The 25,243-nt window shown below is 68.7% G+C and carries 23 protein-coding genes; 11 read left to right on the forward strand and 12 right to left on the reverse strand.

Annotated elements, in window-relative coordinates:
* Nucleotides 1-75 precede the first annotated feature (75 nt).
* The 4 genes from fliI to ACV7NL_RS02050 form a co-directional block, all read right to left on the reverse strand.
* The gene (gene fliI / locus ACV7NL_RS02035; protein WP_463354780.1) at nucleotides 76-1,401 is read right to left on the reverse strand and encodes a flagellar protein export ATPase FliI; all 1,326 of its coding nucleotides are present in this window, start codon (nucleotides 1,399-1,401) and stop codon (nucleotides 76-78) included.
* Nucleotides 1,402-1,405: 4 nt separating this feature from the next.
* A complete protein-coding gene (gene flgF / locus ACV7NL_RS02040; protein ID WP_463354781.1) occupies nucleotides 1,406-2,131 on the reverse strand; it encodes a flagellar basal-body rod protein FlgF in 726 nt (241 codons plus the stop codon).
* Between the two features lie 6 nt (nucleotides 2,132-2,137).
* Nucleotides 2,138-2,914 carry a DUF1217 domain-containing protein gene (locus ACV7NL_RS02045; protein WP_056181469.1) on the reverse strand — a complete coding sequence of 259 codons (777 nt, stop codon included), beginning with the start codon at nucleotides 2,912-2,914 and terminating at the stop codon, nucleotides 2,138-2,140.
* Nucleotides 2,915-3,068: 154 nt separating this feature from the next.
* Nucleotides 3,069-3,623 (reverse strand): hypothetical protein, encoded by a 555-nt coding sequence (locus ACV7NL_RS02050; RefSeq protein ID WP_463354782.1) that lies wholly within the window; start codon nucleotides 3,621-3,623, stop codon nucleotides 3,069-3,071.
* 138 nt (nucleotides 3,624-3,761) lie between these two features.
* Here ACV7NL_RS02050 and ACV7NL_RS02055 point away from each other — a divergent pair, with 138 nt between their 5' ends.
* Nucleotides 3,762-4,055 carry a PilZ domain-containing protein gene (locus ACV7NL_RS02055; RefSeq protein ID WP_463354783.1) on the forward strand — a complete coding sequence of 98 codons (294 nt, stop codon included), beginning with the start codon at nucleotides 3,762-3,764 and terminating at the stop codon, nucleotides 4,053-4,055.
* 328 nt (nucleotides 4,056-4,383) lie between these two features.
* On the forward strand, nucleotides 4,384-6,153 hold the full coding sequence (locus ACV7NL_RS02060) for a flagellin N-terminal helical domain-containing protein (protein ID WP_463354784.1): 1,770 nt from the start codon (nucleotides 4,384-4,386) through the stop codon (nucleotides 6,151-6,153).
* Nucleotides 6,154-6,282: 129 nt separating this feature from the next.
* Here the strand turns inward: ACV7NL_RS02060 and ACV7NL_RS02065 are convergent, their stop codons facing one another.
* The 3 genes from ACV7NL_RS02065 to ACV7NL_RS02075 form a co-directional block, all read right to left on the reverse strand.
* Nucleotides 6,283-6,957 carry a response regulator transcription factor gene (locus ACV7NL_RS02065; protein WP_056181484.1) on the reverse strand — a complete coding sequence of 225 codons (675 nt, stop codon included), beginning with the start codon at nucleotides 6,955-6,957 and terminating at the stop codon, nucleotides 6,283-6,285.
* 472 nt (nucleotides 6,958-7,429) lie between these two features.
* Nucleotides 7,430-9,697 (reverse strand): FUSC family protein, encoded by a 2,268-nt coding sequence (locus tag ACV7NL_RS02070; protein ID WP_463357037.1) that lies wholly within the window; start codon nucleotides 9,695-9,697, stop codon nucleotides 7,430-7,432.
* A gap of 232 nt (nucleotides 9,698-9,929) precedes the next feature.
* Nucleotides 9,930-10,307, reverse strand: coding sequence for a hypothetical protein (locus ACV7NL_RS02075; RefSeq protein WP_056181490.1), 378 nt, complete (start codon nucleotides 10,305-10,307; stop codon nucleotides 9,930-9,932).
* Between the two features lie 579 nt (nucleotides 10,308-10,886).
* Here ACV7NL_RS02075 and ACV7NL_RS02080 point away from each other — a divergent pair.
* The 3 genes from ACV7NL_RS02080 (at nucleotide 10,887) to ACV7NL_RS02090 (ending at nucleotide 15,126) form a co-directional block, all read left to right on the forward strand.
* Nucleotides 10,887-11,702 (forward strand): PRC-barrel domain-containing protein, encoded by an 816-nt coding sequence (locus tag ACV7NL_RS02080; protein WP_463354785.1) that lies wholly within the window; start codon nucleotides 10,887-10,889, stop codon nucleotides 11,700-11,702.
* Nucleotides 11,699-13,051 carry an MFS transporter gene (locus ACV7NL_RS02085; RefSeq protein ID WP_463354786.1) on the forward strand — a complete coding sequence of 451 codons (1,353 nt, stop codon included), beginning with the start codon at nucleotides 11,699-11,701 and terminating at the stop codon, nucleotides 13,049-13,051. The genes ACV7NL_RS02080 and ACV7NL_RS02085 overlap by 4 nt, the downstream gene beginning before the upstream one ends.
* 308 nt (nucleotides 13,052-13,359) lie before the next feature.
* The gene (locus ACV7NL_RS02090) at nucleotides 13,360-15,126 is read left to right on the forward strand and encodes an ABC transporter ATP-binding protein (protein ID WP_463357038.1); all 1,767 of its coding nucleotides are present in this window, start codon (nucleotides 13,360-13,362) and stop codon (nucleotides 15,124-15,126) included.
* Between the two features lie 75 nt (nucleotides 15,127-15,201).
* On the opposite strand, the gene ACV7NL_RS02095 is transcribed toward ACV7NL_RS02090, so the two are convergent.
* Both ACV7NL_RS02095 and ACV7NL_RS02100 read right to left on the reverse strand, forming a co-directional pair.
* Entirely contained in the window at nucleotides 15,202-16,230 is a 1,029-nt protein-coding gene (locus tag ACV7NL_RS02095; RefSeq protein ID WP_463354787.1) for a hypothetical protein, read from the reverse strand.
* Between the two features lie 278 nt (nucleotides 16,231-16,508).
* Nucleotides 16,509-17,723, reverse strand: coding sequence for a polyhydroxyalkanoate depolymerase (locus ACV7NL_RS02100; RefSeq protein ID WP_056181504.1), 1,215 nt, complete (start codon nucleotides 17,721-17,723; stop codon nucleotides 16,509-16,511).
* Between the two features lie 375 nt (nucleotides 17,724-18,098).
* Between ACV7NL_RS02100 and ACV7NL_RS02105 the strand changes: the two genes are divergently transcribed.
* Nucleotides 18,099-18,755 (forward strand): glutathione S-transferase family protein, encoded by a 657-nt coding sequence (locus ACV7NL_RS02105; protein WP_463354788.1) that lies wholly within the window; start codon nucleotides 18,099-18,101, stop codon nucleotides 18,753-18,755.
* A 169-nt stretch (nucleotides 18,756-18,924) separates the two neighbouring features.
* A complete protein-coding gene (locus ACV7NL_RS02110; protein WP_056484950.1) occupies nucleotides 18,925-19,194 on the forward strand; it encodes a hypothetical protein in 270 nt (89 codons plus the stop codon).
* Between the two features lie 120 nt (nucleotides 19,195-19,314).
* Here the strand turns inward: ACV7NL_RS02110 and ACV7NL_RS02115 are convergent, their stop codons facing one another.
* Both ACV7NL_RS02115 and ACV7NL_RS02120 read right to left on the reverse strand, forming a co-directional pair.
* Nucleotides 19,315-20,790, reverse strand: coding sequence for an ATP-binding protein (locus ACV7NL_RS02115; protein ID WP_463354789.1), 1,476 nt, complete (start codon nucleotides 20,788-20,790; stop codon nucleotides 19,315-19,317).
* The gene (locus ACV7NL_RS02120; protein ID WP_056484955.1) at nucleotides 20,787-21,506 is read right to left on the reverse strand and encodes a response regulator; all 720 of its coding nucleotides are present in this window, start codon (nucleotides 21,504-21,506) and stop codon (nucleotides 20,787-20,789) included. The genes ACV7NL_RS02115 and ACV7NL_RS02120 overlap by 4 nt, the downstream gene beginning before the upstream one ends.
* Nucleotides 21,507-21,800: 294 nt before the next feature.
* Here ACV7NL_RS02120 and ACV7NL_RS02125 point away from each other — a divergent pair, with 294 nt between their 5' ends.
* The 4 genes from ACV7NL_RS02125 to ACV7NL_RS02140 all read left to right on the forward strand — a co-directional run bounded on the left by ACV7NL_RS02125 (nucleotide 21,801) and on the right by ACV7NL_RS02140 (nucleotide 24,641).
* Nucleotides 21,801-22,079: an accessory factor UbiK family protein gene (locus ACV7NL_RS02125; protein WP_056484957.1), complete on the forward strand. Its 279-nt coding sequence runs from the start codon at nucleotides 21,801-21,803 to the stop codon at nucleotides 22,077-22,079.
* A 304-nt stretch (nucleotides 22,080-22,383) separates the two neighbouring features.
* Nucleotides 22,384-22,887 carry a type III secretion system chaperone family protein gene (locus ACV7NL_RS02130; protein WP_055957499.1) on the forward strand — a complete coding sequence of 168 codons (504 nt, stop codon included), beginning with the start codon at nucleotides 22,384-22,386 and terminating at the stop codon, nucleotides 22,885-22,887.
* Nucleotides 22,884-23,732, forward strand: a complete 849-nt coding sequence (proC, locus tag ACV7NL_RS02135; protein ID WP_056484959.1) for a pyrroline-5-carboxylate reductase — start codon at nucleotides 22,884-22,886, stop codon at nucleotides 23,730-23,732. Before ACV7NL_RS02130 ends, proC begins: the two co-directional genes overlap by 4 nt.
* Before the next feature lie 135 nt (nucleotides 23,733-23,867).
* Nucleotides 23,868-24,641, forward strand: coding sequence for a TetR/AcrR family transcriptional regulator (locus tag ACV7NL_RS02140; protein ID WP_244477014.1), 774 nt, complete (start codon nucleotides 23,868-23,870; stop codon nucleotides 24,639-24,641).
* An 18-nt stretch (nucleotides 24,642-24,659) separates the two neighbouring features.
* Here the strand turns inward: ACV7NL_RS02140 and ACV7NL_RS02145 are convergent, their stop codons facing one another.
* On the reverse strand, nucleotides 24,660-24,785 hold the full coding sequence (locus ACV7NL_RS02145) for a cupin domain-containing protein (RefSeq protein WP_280138766.1): 126 nt from the start codon (nucleotides 24,783-24,785) through the stop codon (nucleotides 24,660-24,662).
* Nucleotides 24,786-25,243: the final 458 nt, after the last annotated feature.

Genomic DNA, 25,243 nt, shown 5'->3' on the forward strand with positions numbered 1-25,243 from the left:
AGGCTTGCGCGGGGCTGGACCCTGCGGCGCCGGGCGCGCGCGGGGTTGAATTCGGACCGGAAATCATGATCCGCCTCACGTCCGCAGGGATTGGGCGAGTTCCAGGAACGCGTCCTGGCTCGCCGCCATGCCGGGCTCCTGGCGCAACGCTTCGTAGATGCGGGGGACCAGGAGGATGGCCTGGTCGAGCTCGGCATCCTCGCCGGCGCGGTAGCCACCCATCAGGCGCAGGTCGCGGGTCTCTTCGAACCGCGCCATCATGGCCTTGAGGCGGCGCACCAGTTCGCGCTGCTCGGGCGTCCAGACCTCGGATGCGAGGCGCGAAATCGAGCCGAGGAGATGCATCGCCGGGTAGCGGCCCTGCTCGGCGATGGCCCGGTCCAGCACCACGTGACCGTCGAGGGTGCCGCGGATGGAATCGGCGACCGGATCGTTGTGGTCGTCGCCGTCGACCAGGACCGAGAACACGCCGGTGATGCTGCCGGCACCGTCGAGGCCGGGACCGGCGCGCTCCAGGAGACGCGGCAGGTCGGAGAACACGCTCGGCGGATAGCCGCGCGCCACCGCCGGCTCGCCGGCCGCCAGCGCCACGTCGCGGGCCGCATGGGCGTAGCGGGTGACCGAATCGACGATGAGCAGGACGGATTCGCCGGCATCACGGAAGGATTCGGCGATGGCCATGGCCATCTTGGGTGCCTGACGCCGCATCATCGGGCTCTCGTCGCCGGTGGAGACCACGATGACGGCCCGGGCCCGGTTCGGTGCCATCGCGCCCTCCAGGAACTCCCGCACCTCGCGACCGCGTTCGCCCACCAGGGCGACGACGACGCTGTCGAAGCCCGTGGCGCCGGCCAGCATCGCCAGCAGGGTCGATTTGCCGACGCCGGAGCCCGCGAAGATGCCGATGCGCTGGCCGAGGCAGAGGGGGGTGAACAGGTCGATGGCGCGGACGCCGGTGCGCAGGGGTGTCGTGACCCGCGCCCGTTCCATGGCGGGTGGCGGGGCAGCCTCCAGCGGCACGGCGCGGGCGCCCGGCACGAGATCGCCGAGCCCGTCGATGGGGCGCCCGAGGGCGTCGATCACCCGCCCCTTCCAGCCCGGATCGGGCCGCAGGGTCGGGTCGCCGAGGCGATAGGCCAAGGTGCCGATCCCGGCCTCGATCCGGCTGTCGAACGGCTTCACGGTGACCCCGGCCGCATCGACGCGCACGACCTCGCCGATCTGTTCGCGTCCGTTGGCCAAGAAGCCCATGCGGTCGCCGAGGGTCATGAACGGCGCGACGCCGGCGACGCGGGCGGCGCTGGCGGTGACCTCCTGGATCGGGCCGCCGACGCGCACGAGCGGCAGGGCCTCGCGGCCTGTCGCCAGGGCCGCGCCGAGGCGGTCGAGGACATCGGTCATCGGCTCAGCCCTGCGGGCTCAAGGAGCGGATCGCCCCCGAAAAGGTGGTCTCGGTCTCGCTCGACAGGTTCGCGGCGCTCTCGAAGGCGCGCTGGATGGTGATGAGCTTCGTCATCTCCAGGACCGGATTGACATTGGCGCCCTCAACGTAGCCCTGCACCATGCCGATCCGGGTGAAATCCTGGACCGGACGGGCCGGCAGGTTGGAGGTGACGCCGTTCGGCTCGGCGCGGGTGAGGGTGCCCTTCGGGTCGAGGGTGAAGAGCCCGAGGGCGCCGACCTGATTGATGCCCTGGGACACGCTGCCGTCGCGCCCGATCGTGGGCGGGCCGGCCTGGGGATCGAGCAGGATCGGGGCACCGCCCGGATCGAGCATCGGCTGCCCGGTGAGGCTGCGCAGCTGGCCCAGCGGGTCCATCGTCATGCGGCCGTCGCGGGTGTAGACGGTGCCGTTGGCGCCGCGCACCGCGAACCAGGCCTCGCCCTGCACCGCGACGTCGAGGGGACTGTCGGTCTTGATCGTCGGCCCGGCGCGCTGGGAGATATAGGTGTCGCCCGACGACGCGAAGGCCACCGCGCCCTTGCTCGCCTGGGCCAGGAGGGCGGTGAACTTGGTGTCCTCCGCCCGGTAGCCGCTGGTGGAGAGGTTGGCGACGTTGTTGGCGACGGCGTTCAGGCGCTTGTCCAGGGCGACCTGGGCCGAGAGCGCCACGTAGAGTGCGTTCTGCATGGCGCGTCAGCTCCCGAGGCGGATGCGTTGCAGGCTGAGGAGCAGGCTCGCGTCGAGGCCTTGCGCGCTCGAATCGGCGAACAGATTGAGGATCGGGGCCGAGGTGGCGTTGTTCTGCGCATCCCAGATCGCGGTGAAGCGCTGCACGAAGCGCTGCAGCGTGACCGGGTCCTTGAAGCTGGTGAGGTCGACCCGCTTCTCAATGATCGCGGCCTGCCGGGCGATGGCTTCGGACGACGATGCGTCCGGTAGGCCCAGCACCGTCTTGACCACCTGCGACAGGGCCGGATCGCCGAGCACGCCGTAGCCCGAAGACACCGTCGGGGCGATGCGGGCGAAGTAGAGCGCGAGGCGGACGCCGGCGTCCTCGCTGCCCGCGTCGGTTTCGAGGCTCTGGCGCAGATAGGCGGCGGTGGTGTCCGTGGTCGCGGCGGCGAGCGTCGTCGTGAAGGCGCCGTAGGTCTTGAAGTCGAAAGCCTTGGCGAAGGCGACGTAGCGGTCGTCGGCGAGGCGATTGGCGAAGGCCGTGCGATCGGTGACGCCCTCGGTCAGGACCTTGCGCATGAAGGCCTTCGCGTAGGTCATGTCTTCGAGGCCGTAGGCCTTCATCGCGTAGGCATAGAGGCGCCGGTCGCCGAGAAAGTCGTCGATGGATTTCACGTCGGCGATCTTGGCCTTGTAGTAGGCCGTCTCCCGGGCGACGTCGGGCTGCTTGGCCTTGCGCGCCAGGGTCGCGTCGAGGTCACGCGCGAGCAGCGAATAGCTGGTGAAGGTGCTGGTCATGACGGGGCGCGATCGCTGGTGGGGCCGGCGGTGTCTGGGCCGAGGGAGATCCGGGCGGACTCTCCCCGCTGTGGGCCGGATCGCTCTGGACCGGGTTCCTTGCGGCAGGCTGGTGCCTCCACGACGCGGCGACGAAATCCGGATCGGCGGTGCCTCACAGCGGTGTCGGCCCGATGATCGTCTCCGAGGTGATCACGACCCAGCCGGCGCCGGTGGCGCGGATGGACAGGATGCGGCCGGCGCCCGGCAGGACCGCCCCGGGCACCACCTGCCGCAGGCCCTCGGGACCCTCGACCAGAGCGGCCCCGTCGGCGACCCGGCGCAGGACGTATCCGCCGCGCGCGCTCGGCGATGATTCCGCCCGCTCCGGTGCCGCGGGCAGCGGGACGGGATCGGGCAACGCACCCGTGGTGGTCGGATCGAGGTCGAGGGCGGCCTCGCGCACCGGGGCGGCGCCCCGCTTGAAGAGGAAGCCGCCACCGCCCGCCGGGAGGAACGGCTGCACCGAGTAGATGTTCGAGGCGCCGGTGATGGCATAGGCCGCGAAGCTTCCCGAGACGACGGCCAGCCCGAGGCAGACCGCGACCGCGGCCCGCTCGATCGCGGCGGCGCGGGACCGGCGCCGGATCTCCGCTCCGGCGGACGGGCGGCGATAGCCCGGACGCTGGGGAAGCGGGGATGCCGAACGACGTTTGAGTGACGCAGTCATGACCACCGCATGAGAAGACCGGCGATTGAGACAAAACACTCTCAAATCATAGTTACGATCCGGTTAATGCCCCGACATCGACAGACCGGATGCCTGAGGCTATGCCCGGCGACACTTGATAAAGGGAGCGGACCCTCGATGGCGGATTGGCAGGAGGCGGTCTCTCGCGGGGACCGGCCCGCGCGTGGGCCATCGCCGAAGCGCCACCGCGTCCTGCAGCAGGGGCGCATCGTCCTGGGGCCGGAGCGGCTCCTGGCCTGCATCATCCGCGACCTGTCGCCGACCGGTGCCTGTCTGCGCCTACCGCGCCCGACCTCCCTGCCCGAGCGGTTCGACCTGGTGATCGCGGGCGACGCGCTGCGCACCGTCGCAGTCCAGTTGCGCTGGCAGCGGGCGGATTTCGCCGGCGTGACTTTCCTGGCCGAGGGTTAGGCGCCGGGTTGTCCCCAGGCATACCGGCCCGGCGCATCCGGGCACAGGCCGGGACCGGTCGCCTTAAGCTCCTGCTAATCCGGAGCGGGCATATTGGCTTTATCGGCAAGCGACTGTCCCAAGAGGGAACAAAGCTTCCTCGATGCGAACGCGGTGGATAGGTTTCGTGGACCTATAGACATGATGTCGCCCCACCGCTCCGGTGAGAATCCGGGATGTAGACAGCAGTAGCCTGGCTTTACTCGATGAAGCCTATCCGCCCTGGCGGCCTGCTGCGCGGCCACACACACGAATTCCTTGCAATTCCTGTCAACCGGACATCCTCGCAATGACCAGCCTGCTGACCAACAACGCCGCAATGACGGCGCTGACGACCCTCAAGAGCATCAACACCCAGCTCGACATGACGAGCAACCGGGTCTCGACCGGCCAGCGGGTCTCGAACGCCTCCGACAACGCCGCCTACTGGTCGATCGCCACCACGGTGCGCACCGACAACGCCTCGCTCTCCGCCGTGAAGGACTCGCTCGGCCTCGGCTCGTCGGCCGTCGACACCGCCTATAACGGCCTCAACAGCATCATCACCGACCTGCAGAACATGCGCGCCAAGCTGCAGACCGCGCTGCAGCCCGGCGTCGACCGCTCCAAGGTCCAGACCGAGATCACCGCGATCCAGAACAAGATGAAGGCCACGGCCGACTCGTCGAACTCGAGCGGCCAGAACTGGCTCTCGGTCAACTCGGCCACCTCGAACACCGCCTATCAGCCGATCCAGAACGTCGTCGCGGGCTTCTCGCGCGATCCGAGCGGCGCGATCAACTTCTCGAAGGTCAACGTCGACGTCAACAACATCAAGCTGTTCGACGCCAACAGCACCAGCGTGACCACCACGGCGACGAAGGCCGTCGTGTCCGCGGCGAACTCGCTGACCGGTACCGCGGCCTTCGTGCGGGGCGGGACCGCCGACTTCAGCGGCACCGCCGAGTCTGCGATCAAGATCACCATCGGCGGCGTGAACGATACGATCAAGCTCAACAAGGAGACCCTCGCTTCGGCAGCGGCGGACCTGACGAAAGTCACCACGGAGGAATTCCTCAGCGCGCTCAATAACCAGATCGCCGCTTCGGCTAATCTCGCCGGCAAGGTCAAGGCTGACCTCGATACGCAGGGCCGCCTGACCTTCACCTCTACCGCGACCGGCGGTGCCACGAAGATGACCATCGAGGCCGGCACCGTCACCGGCGGCAAGGCTCTGGTGGACGTCGGCTACGGTCTCGCGGCCGCGACGGACCTCGCGGCTCCCAGCGTGACCGGCGGCGCCTACACCGCTTTCGACCTGAGCGGCACGAACACGAAGGTGCTCACCATCAATGACGGCTACGGGGCCAAGACCGTTACCCTGAACGCCGCGAGCTTCACCGCTCTCGGCGCTGCGGCGACCTCGGGCGCCAACACCGCCGTCAACGGCGCCGACGTTGCCGCGATGATCAACAAGCAACTGGCCGATCAGGGCAGCAAGGCCACTGTGACGTTCGCCGCGACCAAGTTCACGGTCGCGACCCCCGAAAAGGGAAGCCTCAACAGCGCCGGCACCGCCAATACCATCACGTTGGGCGGCGCCGATGTGGCAGGCTTCGGCCTCACCGCGGGCACGACCACGGGTACGGATCTGGTCTCGGCCTCCCTCGTGCGGGTCGGCTACGGCACCGATGCCGGCACCACGGTGGCGCGCGGCATCCTCGACTCGATCGACAACGCCACCAGCGTGTCGGTCTCCAACGTCGACATCTCGCAGATGGTCGGCACCTCGGGCGATACCGCCCTCAGCGCGATCATCACGCAGATCGACAAGGCCATCGCCAAGGTCACGGATTCGGGCACCAAGCTCGGCGCCAACAAGACCCAGATCGACGGCCAGAAGACCTTCGTCGACACCCTGATGAAGGCCAACGATCGCACCATCGGCATCCTGGTCGATGCCGACATCGAGGAAGAGTCGACCAAGCTCAAGGCCCTGCAGACCCAGCAGCAGCTGGCGGTGCAGTCCCTCAGCATCGCCAACTCCTCCAGCCAGGGCATCCTCTCGCTCTTCCGGTAAGGTCGACAGCGCCCCCGGGGAGGTTCCGGGGGCGCTCCAACGCAGAAAGGCCACGCCTCCGCGAGGGGGCGTGGCCTTTCTGGTTTCAGAACGGCGTCTCCGGCGTCGGCCTCGGACCGGCCGTCCGGATCAGCCGATGAAGGTGTACCCGGCGAGCCGCTTGGCCTCGATCGGATCGTAGCCGAGGCGCATCCGCAGCTTCTTGCGCAGCTTGCTGATGTGGCCCTCGACCACGCTCTCCTCGACGTCACTGCCGTGGTCGGCATAGACGGCGTTGAAAATCTGCGTCCGGCTGAGTTGGCGGCCGCGATGGCTGGCGAAATATTCCAGGATGTGGCGCTCGCGGCGCGGCAGGATCAGGCTGGCGCCGTCGATCTCAGGATCACGTCCGTCGGCGAACACCTTGAGGCGGCCGCTGCGGTCCTGGGCAGGGGGGGCCTGGATCTCGCCCCGGATGCCGCGCCGGCGGATCGCCTCGACCCGGGCTAGGATTTCGCGGACATGGACCGGGCGGCGCACGACGTCGTCGATGCCGGCGGTGAAGAGATCGAGGGTCTGCTCCAGGGAGCGGGTCTCGTTGAGGGCGATGATGGGCGCCTGGGAGAGGCTGCGGATCGCGGCGGTCCGGCTGGCCCGATCGGAGCATTCGCCGAGCACGATCCCCTTCAGGCTGTCGGTCGGATTGCCCGCAAGCCAGACGAGAAACTCGTCGGCGTTGCTGCTACGGGCCGGAACCGCCTGCGCACCGAAACCTGCCACGTACTCGGCGGCAACGGCCTGTCTCTCATCCACAACGATATACATTTCAGCGCCCCGCCGAAAACGAATTGTTGGGCAAATCCGGCGGACGATCACCTTGGATGCGGAGCGACTTCGTTGTTCGCTCTCGGCATCCTGGTTTTGCTTGATGATACTTTCGCAGAAGATCCTCTAGTGGGATCTATTCGCTGCCGCCCGCCGTTTTGCGTTAACAATGTTTCTTTAAGGAAATGGTTAATTTTGCATTAAGTGTGCCGGCGTCCTGTGATCCCGGTTCATTTTTACCGGTACGGCGGACCCAGTATCGCTTTCCGGCGCGTCGAGTGTGCCCGATCGGTGACAGTCCTATCAGGGATCCGCACGGCCGGACGTCCGGCTGCGAATCGCAGCGCCGATGAGGCCGAGCCACAGAGGCCGAGCCCGGCTCAGCCGGTGCCGACATGCGGTTCCGGGTACCGCTCGGGTCCGGGTCGCCACGGCCGACCCGACAACTTCCCGGGATCGAGCGAGCGCCGCGTCAATGTCCCGGCAGGATCTGCGGAGTTGGAGTCTCGGCCCCCCGCCTGGTGGAGGGGTTCAGGGTTTCGGCCAGGAGTTCGACCTGGGCGACGAGTCGGCTCAGTCCATCGCTGCGCGGAGCCGTCGGCATCGGTGGCATCGCCCCGTCTCCACCGAGGCTCGACAGGGCGACGGTGACCCAGCCGCTCCAGGCGGCCAGGGCTTCGGGCTCCGCCGTTTCGACGGCATAGCGCAGGGCGGTCAGGCGAGCCGAGATCCGCCGCAGGGTGGCGTCGGCGACCATGGCGGATTCCACCTGCGGGTGGCGTCCCGCCCGGGGCTGCTGCAGGGCGCGCGCCAGGGCCGCCTCCAGATCGTTGAGAGCGAGGCCCGCGCCACGGGAGGCCTGGGCGCGCAGGCCGGACGCTTCCGCCTCTGGGCCCGCGCAGAGTACCGCGCGGGCGAAGGCGGCGTGGGCCCGAACCGCCTTTCGCAATTCGAGGCGAACTTGGTCGGGTTCCCAGATCGGCCACAGCACCAGGGCGCTCGCCACCGCTATGGCACCGCCGAGCAGGGTGAGCAGGGCGCGCATGCCGACCACCTCCCACGAGCCGTGCCCCGGCTCGATCACTTCGACGAGGAGAACCACCAGCGGCGTCAGACAGGCGATGAACACGCCGTAGCTCACTTGGCGCGCGGCAAAGCCGACGATGCTCAAAGGAAATACCAGGGCGGCGAGCGCCAGCGGCGTGGTGGCGACACCCGCGAGGGCGGCGCCGATCAGGCCGCCGAGCACGGTGCCGCCGATGCGCTCCAGCGCACGCTGCCAGGTTGCGGCGTAGAAGGGCTGCATGGTCAGCACCACCGTGATGGTGAGCCAGTGCGCGAACGGTCCCGACCAGACCAGCGTGGCCCACAGGGCCGGCGCCGCCACCACGGTGGCCCGCACGGCGTGCCGCAGGTTGGCCGAGGCCAGCGTGAAGTTGGTGGCGAGGGGCTCGCGCAAGCGGGTCCCCAGGGGCAGGCTGGCACGGCCCAGCAGGGCGCCGCCGGGGCGATAGCCGTCCGGCGTCGAGAGCTTGGCTCCGATCCGGACACGATCGAGGATGCGCGTGGCCAGTTCGTGCAGGCTGCGATCATGCGCGAGGCGCCGCGTACTGCGATCCATCGCGCGCTCCAGGCGGGCGAGATCGACCACGCTGTCGTCGCGGATGGCGCGGGCGATGACGCCCAGGAGGGGGCGCAGGCGCCGCAGGAACCGGCGCACCATGCGCCGCCGGCGCGGATCGGGCTCGCTCTCGATGAGGTCGGACACGGCGATCAGGGCCGCGAAGATCTGCTCGGCCGCTTCGAGGCGGATCAGGGCCTGGGCCGTCCGATCCGAAATTCGCTCTCGACTACGGGCAAGATCGACGATCACCGTGCGGGCCTGCTCGATGGCCTCGCGTACGCCCCGGCGATGGGCGCGCGCATGCCGGTCGAAAGCCTGGTGATCGATGATCTGGGGGTCGGAGATCTGGAGGTCCGAGGCGTGGGGATCGGAAGTTTGAATATCGGAAGTCTGGATGTCGGAAGTCTGGATGTCGGAAGTTTTGATGTTGGACGTCTGGCGATGGCCGTCCTGCGGCATCGCCCGCGTGCCGGGCGTTTCGGGGCTGGCCGGCGAGGCAAGGTCCTCCAGGTCGTCGCAGAGGCGGGTCAGACGGCGCCAGACCTCGGCCACGGCGCGGTGGGTCGGGCGGTAGGGATGGAGCCGCCACAGGAGAAGCGCCAGGAGCGTCGCCCACAGGCCGCCGGCGCTGAAGACGAGTCCCGCCACCAGGGCTTGGTCCGGGCTGAGGGGCCGATCGAGAGCGAAGCACAGCACCAGGACCAGGACGTTGCCGGCGGACTGCGCCTGCACGCCCCAGACCCGCGCATAGGTGCAGGCAAAGATGACGATGCCGGCGAGCGGCACCACCGGCCCCGGCCCCAACGGCTGCATCAGACCGAACAGCCCCCAGATCACTCCACCGAGCAGCGAGAACAACGTGAGCACGAGGAGGCGGGAGCGCATCGGACCGCCCGCATCGGCGAAGCAGGCGAGGTTGGCGGCGAGTGCCACGGTCAGCAGCGGCGGCCACGCCACCCACTCGTGCAGCAGGATGACGAGGCCGAAGGCCAGGGCCGCCCGGATCCCGTCGAGAAGGCTCAGGCCGCGGGGATCGAGGCCGATGGGCAGGCGCGTGAGGTCGAGCCCCGGATTGGTCAGCGTTCCGCGTCCCCGCAGGAACGCGACCGCCCGCATCCGCCGGCGTGGTCCGGCAGCGGTGGCGGGATCGGCAGGGGAGGTGGAATTCGGGGACACGCGGGAAGGCTCCCGGTGGACGCGACCTCCACCGTCCCGACGATCTAGCGCCGCACGCGGCCCGGCGGAACCGCCCGACCCGACACGGGAGCCCTGCATCTCGGGGACACCGGCAGCCCCCGTCCGTCACGGGCGGCGCCGGCGAGCCCCTTCTGGCGGACGAGCCGCCCGGTCAGAACTTGCCGCCGAGGCCGACGCCGCCGCCCTGGCTCAGTTGCGGCGCCAGGCCACCCGAGCTCGACCGGCTGTTGGTCTCGCCTTCGATGTCCTCCCGGCGGACGCGACGCTCCTCGTTCGCCGCCGAACGGGTCTGGGCGCCGGAGGCGTTCGGGATGTTGAGGCGGCGCGTCGGCGAGGTCTGGGGCGCGGCGTCGTCCGGGTCGATCTGGGCGGCGCGGCCACGCTGAGGACCGGGCACGGTGCCGCGCATGGAGGGGGGCGGCCCGACCTCCGTCTCGGGCATCACCCCGCCGCCTCCGCCGAGGGCTTGGCACCCGGCGAGCGCAGCGGCAACGAGCGCGACGGCGCAGGCTTTGGACGGAAGGGACATCGGCTGCAGGTCCTCGAAACACCGGCGACCACCTCGGGCCACCCACTTGAGCTGATGGCCTCTCTACGACGCGGTCTTGTCGAAAACCAGACGGCGCCGCCGGGTGACGCCGCGACAACCGCTCGGGCCCGCGGGCTGATCTTGCAAGACGCGAATCCTGCACGACGCGAATCCTGCACGACGCGAATGTGAGAGGTGCGAATTTCTGAAACGAGAATTTCTGAAACGAGAACCTGCAGGAGGCCAACCTGCGGGAGGCCAACTTGAAAGACACGGGCGGGCGGGATGTCGCCCGGGGCATTGCGGCCACGCTTCCCCCGGTGCGAGAGTGCGCTTGCAGGAACGGGGTCGCCACGGACCGGTCCGGTTCTTGCGCCCTACCCTCCCGACTGCCCGCAGCCAATCCCGGTTGGCGACGAGCGATCGAGGGCCGCTCCCGCCCACCCATCCATGCCAAACGTCCATCCACAACTTCGCCTTGGTCCACGCGCAATGAGACCGGAGCCGCCATCGGGCGGAACCCGCCGCTCAAGCTGCCATTGTGTCAGGCCGGCGAGACGCACAAACCGGGGAACGCGCGTGTTCAGAACTGTCCGGATGATCGCCACCGCGACGATCACCCTGTTGGCCGCCTCCGCGGCCGCCGAAACCCCGGCGCCACCGCCGGTCAAGGAGCCCGTGTCGAATTCCGGCGACGGGACGACCGGCACGACCGGATCACCAGCGCCCGTCGCGCCGGCACCACCGCCGGCCGCAGCGCCCGTGGCAGCGCCGCCCGCCTCCTCTCCGCCGCCCGCGTCGCCCCCCGTCGCGGCACCACCTGCCGTCGTACCAACGCCCGCGTCGCCCCCCGCGGCCACGACGGGACCGACTCCGCCGGTCACCGGCACGCCCGCGACCGTGCTCGACACCCAGGATTACGAGGGCATTCTCGGGAAGGCCGTGCGCAGTTCCACCGGCGAGGATATGGGCCGGATCATCGACATCATCCTCGACAAGGATGGACGTCCCCGCGCGGCGATCATCGATTTCGGCGGCTTCCTCGGGGTCGGCTCCCGCAAGATCGCGGTGGACTGGCGTGCGATGCGCTTTACCGCCGACGGCAAGGCCAGCCGGCCGGTGCTTCAACTGAGCCGCAACCAGGTGCGCGTCTCGCCCGAATACAAGCCCGGCGAGCCGATCGTCGTGCTCGGCCCGGCCAGCCCCGCCACCCCGCCGGAGGGTGAACCCGCAGCCAACGCCGTTCAGGGTCCGCCCACGCCGCCCGCTGCTGCAGCACCTGTCGCGGCGCCAGCGGCTTCGCCACCCGTCGTGGCGCCAGTGCCCGTACCTGTCCCGACCCCCGCGCCCGAGAAGGCGCCGGATAAGCCGGCCGAGAAGTCACCGGATCGATGACGGTACCGCTTCCGAAGGATCGCCGGGCGCTCAAGCCGCGTGAGGTGTCGCGTCCGGACTTCCGGCCGCGCCCCCTCCCCCGTCGCGACGCCCTTACGGACGACGGTCCGACGTCGACGGCAGCGGAGGCCCCGGCCGACATGAAGGTGATCTCGCGCACGAGCACGCGTGGCCTCGACGGGTTCGCGTTCTTCGTAGCGAACCTGCAGACCGGCTTCGGACCGTTCCTGGCGGTGTACTTCACCCAGGCGAAATGGACCCAGTCGGATATCGGCTTCGCCCTCACGGTCGGCAGCCTTGTCAGCCTCCTCGGCCAAGTGCCGGGCGGGGCCTTCGTCGACGCCGTGCGCTCCCGCCGTTTCGCCGCCGGCTTCTCGGTGGTCGCCATCGCGCTGAGCGCTTTCGCGCTCGCCATGTGGCCGAACTTCCTCGTGGTGCTGCTGGCGATGGCGGCCCATTCGGCCGCGAGTTGCATCCTCACCCCGGCCATCGCGGCCATCAGCATCGGCCTTGTCGGCCATGCCCGCGCGGGCGAGCGGCTGGGGCGGAATGCCAGCTTCTCGGCCCTCGGCAATGCGGTGGCGGCCGCCGGCATGGGCGCCTGCGGCTACTATTTCTCGAATGACGCGGTCTTCTATCTGACCGCCGCCCTGATGGTGCCGACCCTGATCGCGCTCTCGCGGATTCGCGCCGACGAGATCGAGCCGCCGCCGCGCACGAGGGCGACCGAGAGCACCCCGGCGCCCCGGCGCGACGCGGGCCTGCGCCCCCTGCTCACCAACCGCGCTCTGCTGTGCTTCGGCGCCTGCATGACCCTGTTCTTCCTGGCCAACGCGGCGATGCTGCCGCTGGTAGGCAGCATGCTGACCCTGCGGGCCAGCGAGACCGCCACCGCGCTGATCGCGGCCTGTATCGTCGTGCCCCAGGTGGTTCTCGCCCTGTCGGCCCCGGCCGTCGGGCGCGCGGCAGAGCGCTGGGGCCGTCGCCCCCTGCTGCTCATCGGCTTCGCAGCGCTGCCGATCCGGGGCCTGCTCTTCGCCTACGTCGACAGTCCCGAACTGTTGGTGGCGATCCAGGTCTTCGATGGCGTCTCGGCCGCCGTGTTCGGCGTGATGGTACCGCTGGTGGTCTCGGACGCGACCCGGAAGACCGGACACTTCAACCTCGCCCTTGGGGCGGTCGGGACGGCGATGGGGATCGGAGCGGCCTTGTCGACCTCACTGGCCGGCATCATGGCGGACCGGCTCGGCAGCCATACGGCCTTCCTGGGGCTGGCGATCGTGGGATTCGCCGCTTTCGCGCTCGTCGCCCTGATCATGCCGGAGACCAGACACGCGCCCGAACCCTAAGGGAAACGCCCGAAAGCCGCGTTCCTCGAAGCGGACGGCATCGAATTCGCTTGCCAGAAAACCCGCGCATGGGAATTTGCTTGATCGGGACTTCGCTTGCCGCTCAAGCAACATTCAGGTTCGCGCGCTATAACGCGCGAACCTACGCCCGACACCGCAACGCTTGGGTTCGCTTTGCGTTGCGACCCAGGGGGACTCAAGATCCCGTGTGCGACATGCGCGGGAAACCAGGGTCCGTAAGGACGCCTTCATAGAAACAGGTTCACGCCACTGCCGGGTGAACCTTCGACACCGGGATGGTCACCCTGATGGAAGACCTCTGCGTTTATGCCGATCGGCCCTTCGCCTTCGTCGGTCGCTATCTGCGCCGACGCGCCCTGCCGCATATCGTGATCCTGTGCGCCGTCCTCGGCGCCGTGGGTTTCTCGGTGAGCACGGATTATGCGCTGAAGGGCGTGGTCGACGCGCTGAGCAAAGGCCCCTCCTCCGGCCTGATCTGGGGCGCGCTGGGCGTCCTGATCGCCTTCATCGCCGCCGACAACATGCTGTGGCGCGTGGCCAGCCTCGTCGGCTCGTTCACCTTCGTGGGCGTGACGGGCGACATCCGCCGCGACCTCTTCCGGCACATGACCGGGCACTCGCCGTCCTTCTTCGCCGACCGCCAGCCCGGCACCCTGGCCTCGCGCATCACCGCGACCTCGAACGCGATCTTCACGGTCGAGAACATGTTCGTGTTCAACGTGATGCCGCCCTGCGTCGCGGCCTTCGGCTCGATCCTCTACATCGGCACCGTCAACCTCACGATGGCCCTGGTGCTCGCCGGCATCTTCGCCGCCGTGGTGGTGCTGATGTTCAAGATGGCGGCAGCCGGCAAGCCGCTCCACCACGACTTCGCCGCGAAGGCAGCCTCGGTCGACGGCGAGATGGTCGATCTCGTCGGCAACATGCCTCTGGTGCGGGCCTTCTCGGCCTTCAAGCGCGAATACACCCGCTTCGACGGCACCATCGGGCAGGAGATGCGTTCGCGCCGCTCCTCGCTGCTCTACCTGGAGAAGCTGCGGATCGTGCACGCGATCCTCACGGTGCTGGCGGTGCTCGGCCTGCTCTACTGGGCCATCAACATGTGGGAAGCCGGCCAGGCCACCAACGGTCAGGTCGTCCTCGTCTGCACCCTGGGCATCCGCATCCTGGCCGCCACCCGCGATCTCGCTGTGGCCCTGGTCGACGCGACCCAGCACACCGCGCGCCTGTCGGAGGCGCTTCACACCCTGCTGCAGCCGCACGACCTGATCGACCATCCGGAGGCGGAGCCGCTCTCCGGCACCCATGGGGCCGAGATCACGTTCGACCACGTCGCCTTCTCGTATCCGGACGGCCGCGGCGTCTTCACCGACTTCGACCTCGTCATCCAACCCGGTCAGCGGGTCGGCCTGGTGGGCAAGTCCGGCGGCGGAAAGTCGACCCTGTTCTCCCTCCTGCAGCGCTTCTACGACGCGCAGGGCGGCCGCATCCTGATCAACGGCCAGGACATCCAGCGGGTGACCCAGGAATCCTTGCGCGAGGCCATCACGGTGGTGCCGCAGGACGTGTCGATGTTCCACCGGACCCTGCGCGAGAACATCCGCTACGGCCGGCCTGACGCCTCCGACGAGGATGTGTGGAAGGCCGCTGCCGCGGCCCATTGCACCGACTTCATCGAGGCCCTGCCCGAAGGGTTCGACACCATCGTGGGCGACCGCGGCGTGAAGCTCTCCGGCGGCCAGCGCCAGCGCATCGCCATCGCACGCGCCATCCTCAAGGACTCGCCGATCCTGCTCCTCGACGAGGCGACTTCGGCCCTCGACGCCGAGTCCGAGGAAGCGATCCGCCACGCCCTCGCCAACCTGATGCACGGCCGCACCGTGATCGCCATCGCGCACCGGCTCTCGACCCTGAAGGACTTCGACCGGATCGTGGTGCTCGAGGGTGGCCGCATCATCCAGGACGGCTCGCCGGACAAGCTGACTCATCTCGACGGGTTCTACCGCGAGCTGATGAAGAAGGAATCGATGTCCATGGCGCTGGCCGCCGCCTGACCCTCCGGCGAGCCTCCAAGTGCTCGCACTTGCCTGAACGGGATCGCCCACCGCCGGCTTCCCCGTTCGGCCGGCTTAAGGTGTCACGACGAAACTCTGCTCGGTGGACACGGAACGGTCGGAACGCTTGTCTCGGGCGCTGAAGCCGAGGATGTAGGCGCCCGGCGGAAGACCCGAGATCGCCAGATCGTAGTTGATGAAGAACTTCGGTTGGCCGTTGAGGAGGTCACGCGCGTCGACCACCAGATCCTTGTCGATGGCGCCCTTCTTGCCCCAGAGGATATCGCCCTCCGGGTTCCGGACATCTACGTCAACGATGTAGCCGAAGCGCCGCTTGTCCCCCTCGACGGGTACCAACGTCGCGCCGGTGGCCTCGAGATAGGTGAAGATCCGCTCGTCCTTCCGGAACGTGTTCGAGGTCAGAGAGGTGTACGATCCGAAGCCCGGCGCAGTCTCGGTGACGAACAGGTTCCGGGGCACGCGCAGGGGTGTCGGGGCCTTCGGCACGCCGCACAAAACCTCACTCGCAGTATTCGTTGAATGGTCCACCGTCCTCGGGGCCTCGGCCATCGGCGCGGCGCCGCCCGACCAGAAGCTCGACGGGGCTGAACCGGAATCGGCCGGGAGCTTGATGCTGTTCATGACCGCCGGCAGAGTGGCCTCATTCGCCGTCCGCTCGTCCTTTGTGCCCCAGATGGTGATCAGCACGACGCGGTCGCGGCTCGCTTCGACGGTGACGAAATCCACGATGGTTTTCTCGGAACCGGCGGTGGTGGTGTAGCGCTGGACCTGGGCCGGGGTGCCGCCGACATCCAGGGTGACCGCAACCGGCTTGACGCTCAGGTCGACCTTGCCCTTCTTCAGGTAGGCCCTGGTTTCCTTGATCAGGTTTTCAAGATCCGATCGGTCGCCATAAGCCACGTTGACGACCAGGTAGCCGTCCGAGGCGACAGAATTGATCTCGTTTTGCTCTGCAGTGACGTTCCAATTATCAGGAATCGTCAGCGTTATGGCCGGGCTTTTGGCAGGAAGCGCGTAAGTCTTGGCCTCTGCCGGCAGGGTGAACGAGGCCAGCAGAACAAACGTCAGCATTCGTGTCAGCATGGGCGCGTCTCATCCGGAACCCGGTCCCACCGATGCGACGACCAGAGTTCCGCTGATAAGGGAGGAAACTTGCCATCGTCTTCCGATACATTGTGTTCGGGCGATGTGCCGGCACTAACCTCCGATCACGGAGAAGAATCGATGAAACGCCCCGGGACAGGTCGGTCGATCGGCTCATCCCGTGCGATACGGCCGCGGTCCGGCGCGCATGACGGAAACCGCGAGCCAGCACGTCTGCCGGACAGATTCCGGCGCGATCCGGGATGCCTTGGGCTCAGTTAGTTGTGCGACTGGATGAAGTTGCGCACCAGCGGGTAGGTCTGGCTCTCCCACTTGCGGCCCGAGAAAACACCGTAATGCCCGACGCCGGCCTGGAGATGGTGGCTCTTCATGTGGTGCGGCAGGCTGGTGCACAGGTCGTGCGCCGCCATGGTCTGGCCCACTGCGCAGATGTCGTCGCGCTCGCCCTCGACCGTCATCAGCGCGGTTCTGCGGATGGCGCCCATGTCGATCGGATTGCCCCGATAGGTCAGCTCGTTCTTGGCCAGGGTATAATCCTGGAACACGGTCTTGACCGTCTCGATGTAGAACTCGGCCGCGAGATCGAGCACGGCGAAATATTCGTCGTAGAAGCCCTCGATCTGGCGCGCCTTTTCGGTTTCCCCGTTGGCGAGGTGCCAGAACAGGTCCGCGTGCCCCTGCATGTGGCGCTTGGCGTTCATGGACACGAAGGCCGAGACCTGCATGAAGCCGGGATAGACCCGCCGTCCGGCGCCCTTGTGACGATCGGGAACCGTGGCGATGAGGTTCTTCTCGAACCACGCGATCGGCTTCGAGGTCGCGAGGTGGTTTACCGAGGTCGGCGAGATCCGACAATCGACTGGGCCGGCCATCAGCGTCATGCTGCGCGGCTGCGCCACGTCCTTCGTGTGGGCCATCACCGCAGCGGCGGCCAGCGCCTGCACCGCCGGCTGGCACACGGCGACGAGGTGGGCCCCCTCACCAATCGCCCCGAGGAACTGCACCAGATGGTCGACGTAATCGTCGAACCCGAAGGCACCGGCGGAGAGCGGCACGTCGCGGGCGTTGTGCCAGTCGGTGATGTAGACGTCGTGATCGGGCAGCAGGGTGCGGACCGTACCGCGCAGCAGCGTCGCGAAATGCCCGGACAGGGGCGCCACCACGAGCACGCGCGGCTGCTCGGTTTCCACGTCCTTCTTGAAGCGCAGCAGGGTTCCGAACGGGGTGGCGAACGCGACCTCTTCGGTCACCGGCACCTCGCGGTTGCCTACTGTCACGCTGTCGATCCCGTAGGCGGGTCGCGCGAAGGTGAGGCCGGCCCGCATCATCATCCGGGCACCGGCCGACCACCAGGTCAGCGGCTCCTTGTAGCCGGCGGCGGTCCAGGGCGAGACGGCGTCGTGGACGAGACGTCCCCAGGCGCGCGTCTGCTCAGCCAGATCCGACTGGGCATCAAAGGCACGATACAGCATGCAGCCCGAACTCCTACGCGAACGGTCGAATCGCAGAACGTCCGCGGCAAGCGGGCGCGGCGGAAGAGCCGCCGACGATGGGGCGCTAGGCTGCGGCACCCCGGCCCCGGACGCAACGGCCTTAACGTGTGATATCCTGCGGTTGTTGTGCGTATGCATCACCGGAGAAGTGTCGCGCGTCGCTTCGGAATAACAGGTGAACATGAGGTCGCCGCCGGTCGTGACTGTGAAAGGACAACCTACACGTTGGGAAAAGGCTCCGCTGACGGCCAGCGACGCCGCGGCACGACCGGAACCATCGTGCCTGTCGGTGGATCGCGGCGGCACGAGTCTTGGATCACGTGTCGGCGAGGAAACATCAGGGGGGACACGACGATGCCTGCGGCCACGCTGACCATTTCGAGCCGGAATTATTCGTCGTGGTCGCTGCGCGGCTGGTTGGTCTGCCGGATGGCCGGGATCGACTTCGAGACGGAGTTGCTTTCCGGAAACGACGCCTCGACCCGCGCCGAGCTTCTGCACCTGTCGCCCTCCTTCCTGGTTCCCCGCCTCGTCCATGGCGAAATCATCGTCTGGGATACCCTCGCGATCGCGCAGTATCTCAACGAGATCCGGCCCGAGGCCGGGTTCCTGCCAAGGAACGACGTGGCGCGTGCCCATTGCCGCTCGATCTCGGGCGAGATGCATGGCGGCTTCATCAACCTGCGCTCGGCGCTTCCGATGAACCTGAAGGGCCGCCATCCCAACTTCAGGATCTTCAATGGCGCCCGGGGCGATATCGAGCGCGTCATCACCATCGTGGACGAGTGCCTCGACCGCTACGAGGGCCCGTTCCTGTTCGGTGCGACCCCCAGCCTCGCCGACGCGATGTTCGCCCCCGTCTGCACGCGCTTCCGCACTTACGATGTCCCCCTCTCGGGCCGGACCGCCGCCTATCGCGACACCATCCTCATGTGGCCCCTGATGGAGGAATGGGCCGAGGCGGCGGCGCGCGAGCCCGACGAGATCGAGGAACTCGACATGGAGTTCTGAGGGCGCCTGCACGAACCCGCTCGCGCGCCGAGATGGACCGTGCGACCCCCGCCGGACGCCAGGTGCGAAGCGACACGTCAACCTGCCAAGACGATCCCTATATCACTCTCATCGCAGTCGAGACGAGAACAACGAAAGTCTTCGTCTCACGTAGGAGTGATCTGGCCAGATGAAAACCCGTCTTTCCGCCCTCGTTGTCGCTTCGGTTCTTGCCATCGCGGCTCCGGCGACCGGAAGCTTCGCGTTCGACCGCGCCGCCCCGGCCTATGGCGAGGTGCCCGCGTCGCGCTACGACGACATCACGACGGGCTCCATCCGCTCCTACGATGTCCCGGCGACCGGCCGCTGCGCCGAGAGCTCGGCCGCCGAAGGCAACGCCAACCAGCAGAACTTTCCGGTCCAGCAATACGGCCAGACCTCCGGCGGCCCGCGCTGCTGATCGCCTGACGACTTGGCATGATCGGGCGCGCGAGCGCCCGACTTTCCGACGAGTCCCGTTCGAAGGCCCGGCCCGCGTGGTTCGGGCCTTTTTCGCGCCCTCACGGCCGGCGGGCGGTACTCATTCGGCGGCGGCGCGGTGGGCGGCCTCTGCCGGGGAGTTCGAAGGGGAGGCCGCGGCGGCGCGCGGCAGCTCGATCCGGGCGGTCAGGCCGCGCGGGGTCCGGTTGCGCAGGGTGAAGCGCCCTTCGTGCGAATCCACGATGGCGAGAACGATCGACAGCCCGAGGCCGAAGCCGCTGGCGGTGTCGAGGTTGCGGGCCCGGTCGCCGCGGACGAAGGGCTGGAGCATGGCGTCCCGCTCGGATTCCGGGATGCCCGGACCGTCGTCGCTGATGTCGACGGCGATGCCCCGCTCGGTCTGCGTCACCGTGAGCCGCGCCGCGCCGCCATACTTCACCGCGTTGTCCACGAGGTTCACGATCGCGCGCTGAAGCTCGTCCGGGCGCCCCTGGACCAGCACGTGACGGGTCTCGTCGACCCGGACATCGGCGCCGATATCCGCGAACTCGTCGGCGACGGTCTGCACGATGGAGGCGAGGTCGACCAGGATGCGCGCCCCTCCGCCGGGGCTCTGTCCGTCGCGCACGAAGGAGAGGGCCGCCTCCACCAGCCCATTCATCTGGTCGAGGTCGCGCAGGGTCATGCTCCGGGCGTGGTCGTCCTCGATGAACTCGGCACGCAGGCGCAGGCGGGTGATCGGCGTGCGGAGATCGTGGCTGATGGCAGCGAGCATCTGGGTCCGGTCGTCGACGAGGCGTCGCACGCGAGCCCGCATCCGATCGAGGGCGCGGGACAGCGTGACGACCTCGCGCGGGCCGTTCTCGGGCAGGTCCACAAGGTTCATGCGGGTGCCGAAGGCGTCCGCCGCCTCGGCGAGGCGGGCCAGGGGAGCCGTGAGTGCCCGCGTCGCCCACAGCGAGATCAGCGAGACGGCGACGGCCAGGAACACGAAGGTGAAGATGATGGCCCCCTGCCGCATCGGCGGCCGGTCGTCGTCCGGCACCAGGGCGGAGAGGCGGGCACCGGCGGGCGTGACGAGGCCGACGCGGACGCCCGCCGGCGCATCGGCCGGACGCCGATCAGCCCACAGGTCGGTGATGCCGAGGGGGCGGCCGAAGCCGTCGCGCAGGCGCTGGACCATGGAATGGTCGCCAAGGCGGTCGCCAGGCCGGTCACCAAGACGGTCGCCAAGACGGTCACCAAGACGGTCGCCGCCCGTCGCTTCGGAACGACCGGTCTCCGGGCCGGTGCCATCCCAGGGCTCGATACGGAGGGTCGGCAACATCCGGGCCGCGTTGGCCAGCAGCGCCGGGCGGTCGGCAGGGGCGGCGCCGTCGAGGAGACGGGCGACCGTCGCGAGGCGGGTTGCGGCCACGCCGGGATGATCGTCGGGCCGCCAGGGCTCGCGCAGGGTGAAGAACGCCAGCGTCGCCATCGCGTGCGCCAGAACCACGGCGGCGACGATGAGCAGGGCGATCTGTCCGGCGACGCTCGACGGCACCAGAGTGCGCAGGCGGGTCCAGGGCGCCCTCATGTGCGCGTCACCTCGGGCGTGAAGAGGTAGCCGCCGGAGCGGATGGTGCGGATGATCTCCGGGTTGCGCGGATCCGGCTCGATCTTCTGACGGATGCGGCTGATCAGGACGTCGATGCTGCGCTCGAAGGGGCCGGCCGCGCGACCCTGCGTCAGGTCGAGAAGCTGGTCGCGGGACAGCACCCTGCCGGGGCGCAGACAGAGGGCGTGAAGCAGGTCGAACTCCGCGCCCGTGATGGCGATGCGGGCCTCCTCGGGGCTGAGGAGTTGGCGCAGGGAGATGTCGAGGGTCCAGCCGAGGAAGTGCAGGCGCCGCACGCCCTCCTCGGTTTCCGCCTCCGCCGCGGAGCCGCGCCGCAGGATGGCGCGGATGCGCGCCAGGAGTTCGCGCGGATTGAACGGCTTGCCGAGATAGTCGTCGGCGCCGATCTCGAGCCCGATGATCCGATCGATCTCCTCGGCCTTGGCGGTGAGCATCAGGATCGGAATGCGGGAGGCGGCCCGCAGGCGGCGGCACAGGCTCAGGCCGTCCTCGCCGGGGAGCATCAGGTCGAGCACGACGAGGTCGACGCGGGCATCGGCCAGCACCTTGTCCATGGCGGCCCCGTCGCCCGCGAGACTGACCCGGCACTCGTTGGCCCGCAGGTAGCGCGCCACCAGGGCGCTGATCTCGCGGTCATCCTCCACGAGGAGGATATGCGGCTGGGTCGTGGTCATCGGCGTCAGGGTCCCGAGCGTCGCGGCGGTCTCCGCACCCGGGCGGATTTGTCGGCTCGCGAGTATGCACCGCCGCGCACCGCCCCCGAAGGCCCGGCGCGGCGGGGATTTGTAAATGGCTGTTTCGGAGCGCCCGGCCGCCCAAACCGGGCGTCGGGCCTCGTCGGGGCCCGAACCGGCAGTGCCGGGAAACTCATTGCCGGGAGACCCGCCGATTCTTATGTCGGTGCCCACAGGCGCCGGTCTCGTGGCCGTCACGGACGGATGGTGACCTCAAAGCTTCGGGAGACGACGATGCAAGGCTCGAACCGGCTGTTCGACGATTTCGCCCGCCTGATGACCGACGCCGCCGGAGCCGCCCAGGGCGTGCGCCGCGAGGCGGAGACGGTGTTCAAGGCCCAGGTCGAGCGCCTGATCCGCGACATGGACATCGCGTCGCGAGAGGAACTCGACGTCCTGCGCGACCTCGTCTCGGCACTGCGCAGCCAGAACGACGCCCTGGCCGCCCGGATTACCGCCCTCGAGGCAAAGGTCGGCGCCGAGCCGGTGGCCGGAGCCAGCGAGGCCATCTGATTCCAGGTTGATTCGCGCCCCTTCGGTCGCCGTCACGCTTGTACACAGGAAGGAACGGTGGACGGTCGCTTTCCTGTTCACCGGCTTCCCGGGCCGCTTTGAAACGCGAGTCCAGCCCGGTCTATAGTGGGTCATGACCTGATTCGCTCCCGACCCGAACCACCCTGAACCGAACAGAATCCGCGCCTGCCGCACCCCGACCGGGTGTGTCAGGTGCAAATCGGGCTCCGGGCGGTGCCGGCCTCTGGCGTGAGTTTCACAACGACTTCGCCGATCTTCGCCCAGATCGACATATTGGACCGCCATGACCCAACTCCACATCGAAGATCACGATCGGCACGAGCATCCCCTCGACATCGTCGAGCGCCTCGCGTCGCTGCGCGACTGGATCTTCGACCGGGCCGAGACCGACGAGATGTCTGTTTCCGTCGCCGGGCGCTGGGCCGACTACCATGTGGCGTTCACCTGGATCGAAGACGTGGAGGCGCTGCACGTCGCCTCCGCCTTCGACCTGAAGGTCCCGGAGCGCCGCCGCACCGAAATCCTGACCCTGGTCTCCCTGGTCAACGAGCAATTGTGGGTCGGGCATTTCGACCTGTGGTCGACGGACAACGTGGTGATGTTCCGCCACTCGCTGCTCCTCACCGGGGGCGCCGCCCCCACGCAGGGTCAGTGCACCATGATGCTGAAATCCGCTGTCGACGCCTGTGAGCGCTACTACCAAGCCTTCCAGTTCGTGCTCTGGGCCGGCAAGTCGGCCCGCGAGGCCCTCGATGCGGTGCTGTTCGAGACCGAAGGCGAGGCGTGAGCGCAAATTCCCGTCCCGACACCGCTGCGCCTGACGCCGCACTGCCCCGGTCGCTCACCCTCGTGGGGGCCGGGAAGATGGGGGGCGCCATGCTGGCCGGCTGGCTCGCGGGCGGCCTCGACCCGCGTCGAACCACGATCATCGATCCGCAGGCCCCGCCGGAGATTCGAGTGCTCTGCGCCGCGCGGGGGCTGGGTCTGAATCCGGCCGAGCCGCCGGTCTCCGAGGCGCTGGTGCTCGCCATGAAGCCGCAGGGCCTGGAGGGCGCAGCCGCCGGTCTCGCGCCGCTGATCGGGCCGGACACCCTGGTGGTGTCGATCCTGGCGGGTAAGACCCTTACCAACCTGCGCGACCGCCTGCCCGGCGCCCGCGCCATTGTACGGGCGATGCCGAACCTGCCGGCCAGCATCGGCCGAGGCGCGACCGGCGCCGTGGCCAGCACCGCCGTCAGCGCGCAGCAGCGGGCGCAGGCGCAGGCACTTCTCGCCAGCGTCGGTCTGGTGGAATGGCTCGACGACGAGGCCCTCATCGACGCGTTGACAGCCGTGTCGGGCTCCGGACCTGCCTACGTCTTCCTCCTGGCCGAGGTCATGGCGCAGGCGGGCGTGGCCGCCGGCCTGCCGGCCGACATGGCCGCGCGGCTCGCCCGGTCCACCGTCTCGGGGGCCGGGGCTCTGCTCGAGTCCAATCCCCGCGAGGCCGGCGCCCTGCGCCAGGACGTGACCTCGCCGGGCGGGACCACCGCCGAGGCGTTGGCCGTGCTGATGCGTCCCGGTGGCCTGCCGGACCTGATGCGCGAGGCAGTGGACGCGGCGCGGCGCCGCGCCGGTGCCCTCGCTGGCTGAGACGGACCTGACGATCCGGCTCCGCCACCCTACATCAGGGTCTGATTGGACGAGGATCGTACGACCATGGCTAAACGCCCCGGCTCTCCCAAGCCCGATACCGAGATGCCCGATACCGAGATGCCCGAGACCGAGATGCCCGAGACCGAGACCCGGTCCACCGACGCGGCGGCGCCAGCCGAGCCGAAGCGTCCACCGCGCGAGGCCGCCGTCGAGGCGCTGATGCGGCTCGCGGCCGAGCAGCCCTGGAACGACATCGAGGTCGGCGACATCGCCCGGGAGGCCGGCCTGAGCCTGGCCGAGTTCCGCGATCTGTTCCCCTCTAAGGGCGCGGTACTCGGAGGCCTGTCCCGCATCATCGATCGCAAGGTGCTGGAGGGCGACACGACCGATCTCGCCGACGAACCGACCCGCGAACGCCTGTTCGATGTGCTGATGCGCCGTCTCGACGCGATGACGCCCTACAAGGAGGCCCTGCGCCGGATTTCCTACGCCCTGCGCGGCGACCCGCTTTCCATGCTGGCCCTGAACGGGGTCGCGCTGAACTCGCACCGCTTCATGCTGGCCGCCGCGGGCATCAACACCGAGGGGCCACTCGGCCGCCTCAAGCTCCAGGGCGTGGTCATCGCCTTCGCCCGCACGGTGGAGGTCTGGCTCGACGACGAGGATCCGGCGCTGGCCCGCACCATGGCGCGCCTCGACAAGGAAATCCGCAACGGCGAGCGTTTCATGGAGCGAGCCGACGATGCGCGCCGCCTCACCGCGCCCTTCCGGGCACTGGGCCGCTCGCTGCTCGATCGCGGCAGCCGCACGCGCCGGGATCGGCACGCCGCGGATATGCGTGACGGGGATACGCGCAACGAGGATGCCGGCAATCCCCTCGGCGGCGATCCGGCGGCGGCGATCTGAGACCTCGGCCGGCCCGGCTCAGGTCCCGATCGGCATCCCCGTTTCGCCGAGATGGATCGCGAGCCAGATGGTGGGCCGGTCCGGATCGGTGAAGGTGACCCGATGGGTGGTACCGGCCGGGATGAACAGGGGATCGCCGGGCACCAAACGGTCTCCGCGTCCCCCATGGCCACCCGCGCCGCGCCCGCCAGGAGCAGCACCCACTCGTCATGGTCCTGCCGATAGGGTTGATCCAGCGGCGTGACCTGGCCCTGGGAGACGATCCGTTCGATCCGGCATCCGGGACGCGCGAGGAATTCGGTGAAGACCTCGCCCGACCGAGCATCAGGCAGATCGGCCAGAAGGTTGGCTGAGAGCGTGACGATGGGCGCGGGCGGAGTCATCCGGCGGCTTTCGGCTTTGGGCTCACTCCTGTCGGAGATCACCGACATGGCAATGAACGGATTGATCGTCGGGCTGTGATCCGCCGCCGAGGCGTGAATGTGCTGGATGGTGATCGAGCGACATGGCGACGACCGGTCCTACCGGATGATCGAGAACGTCGAGAGCGGTGGGCCGGGGCGGCGATGATGATCCCGCTTGGAACCTCTGCACAATAGCCG

The organism is Methylobacterium sp. Ger2507 (assembly GCF_055231875.1).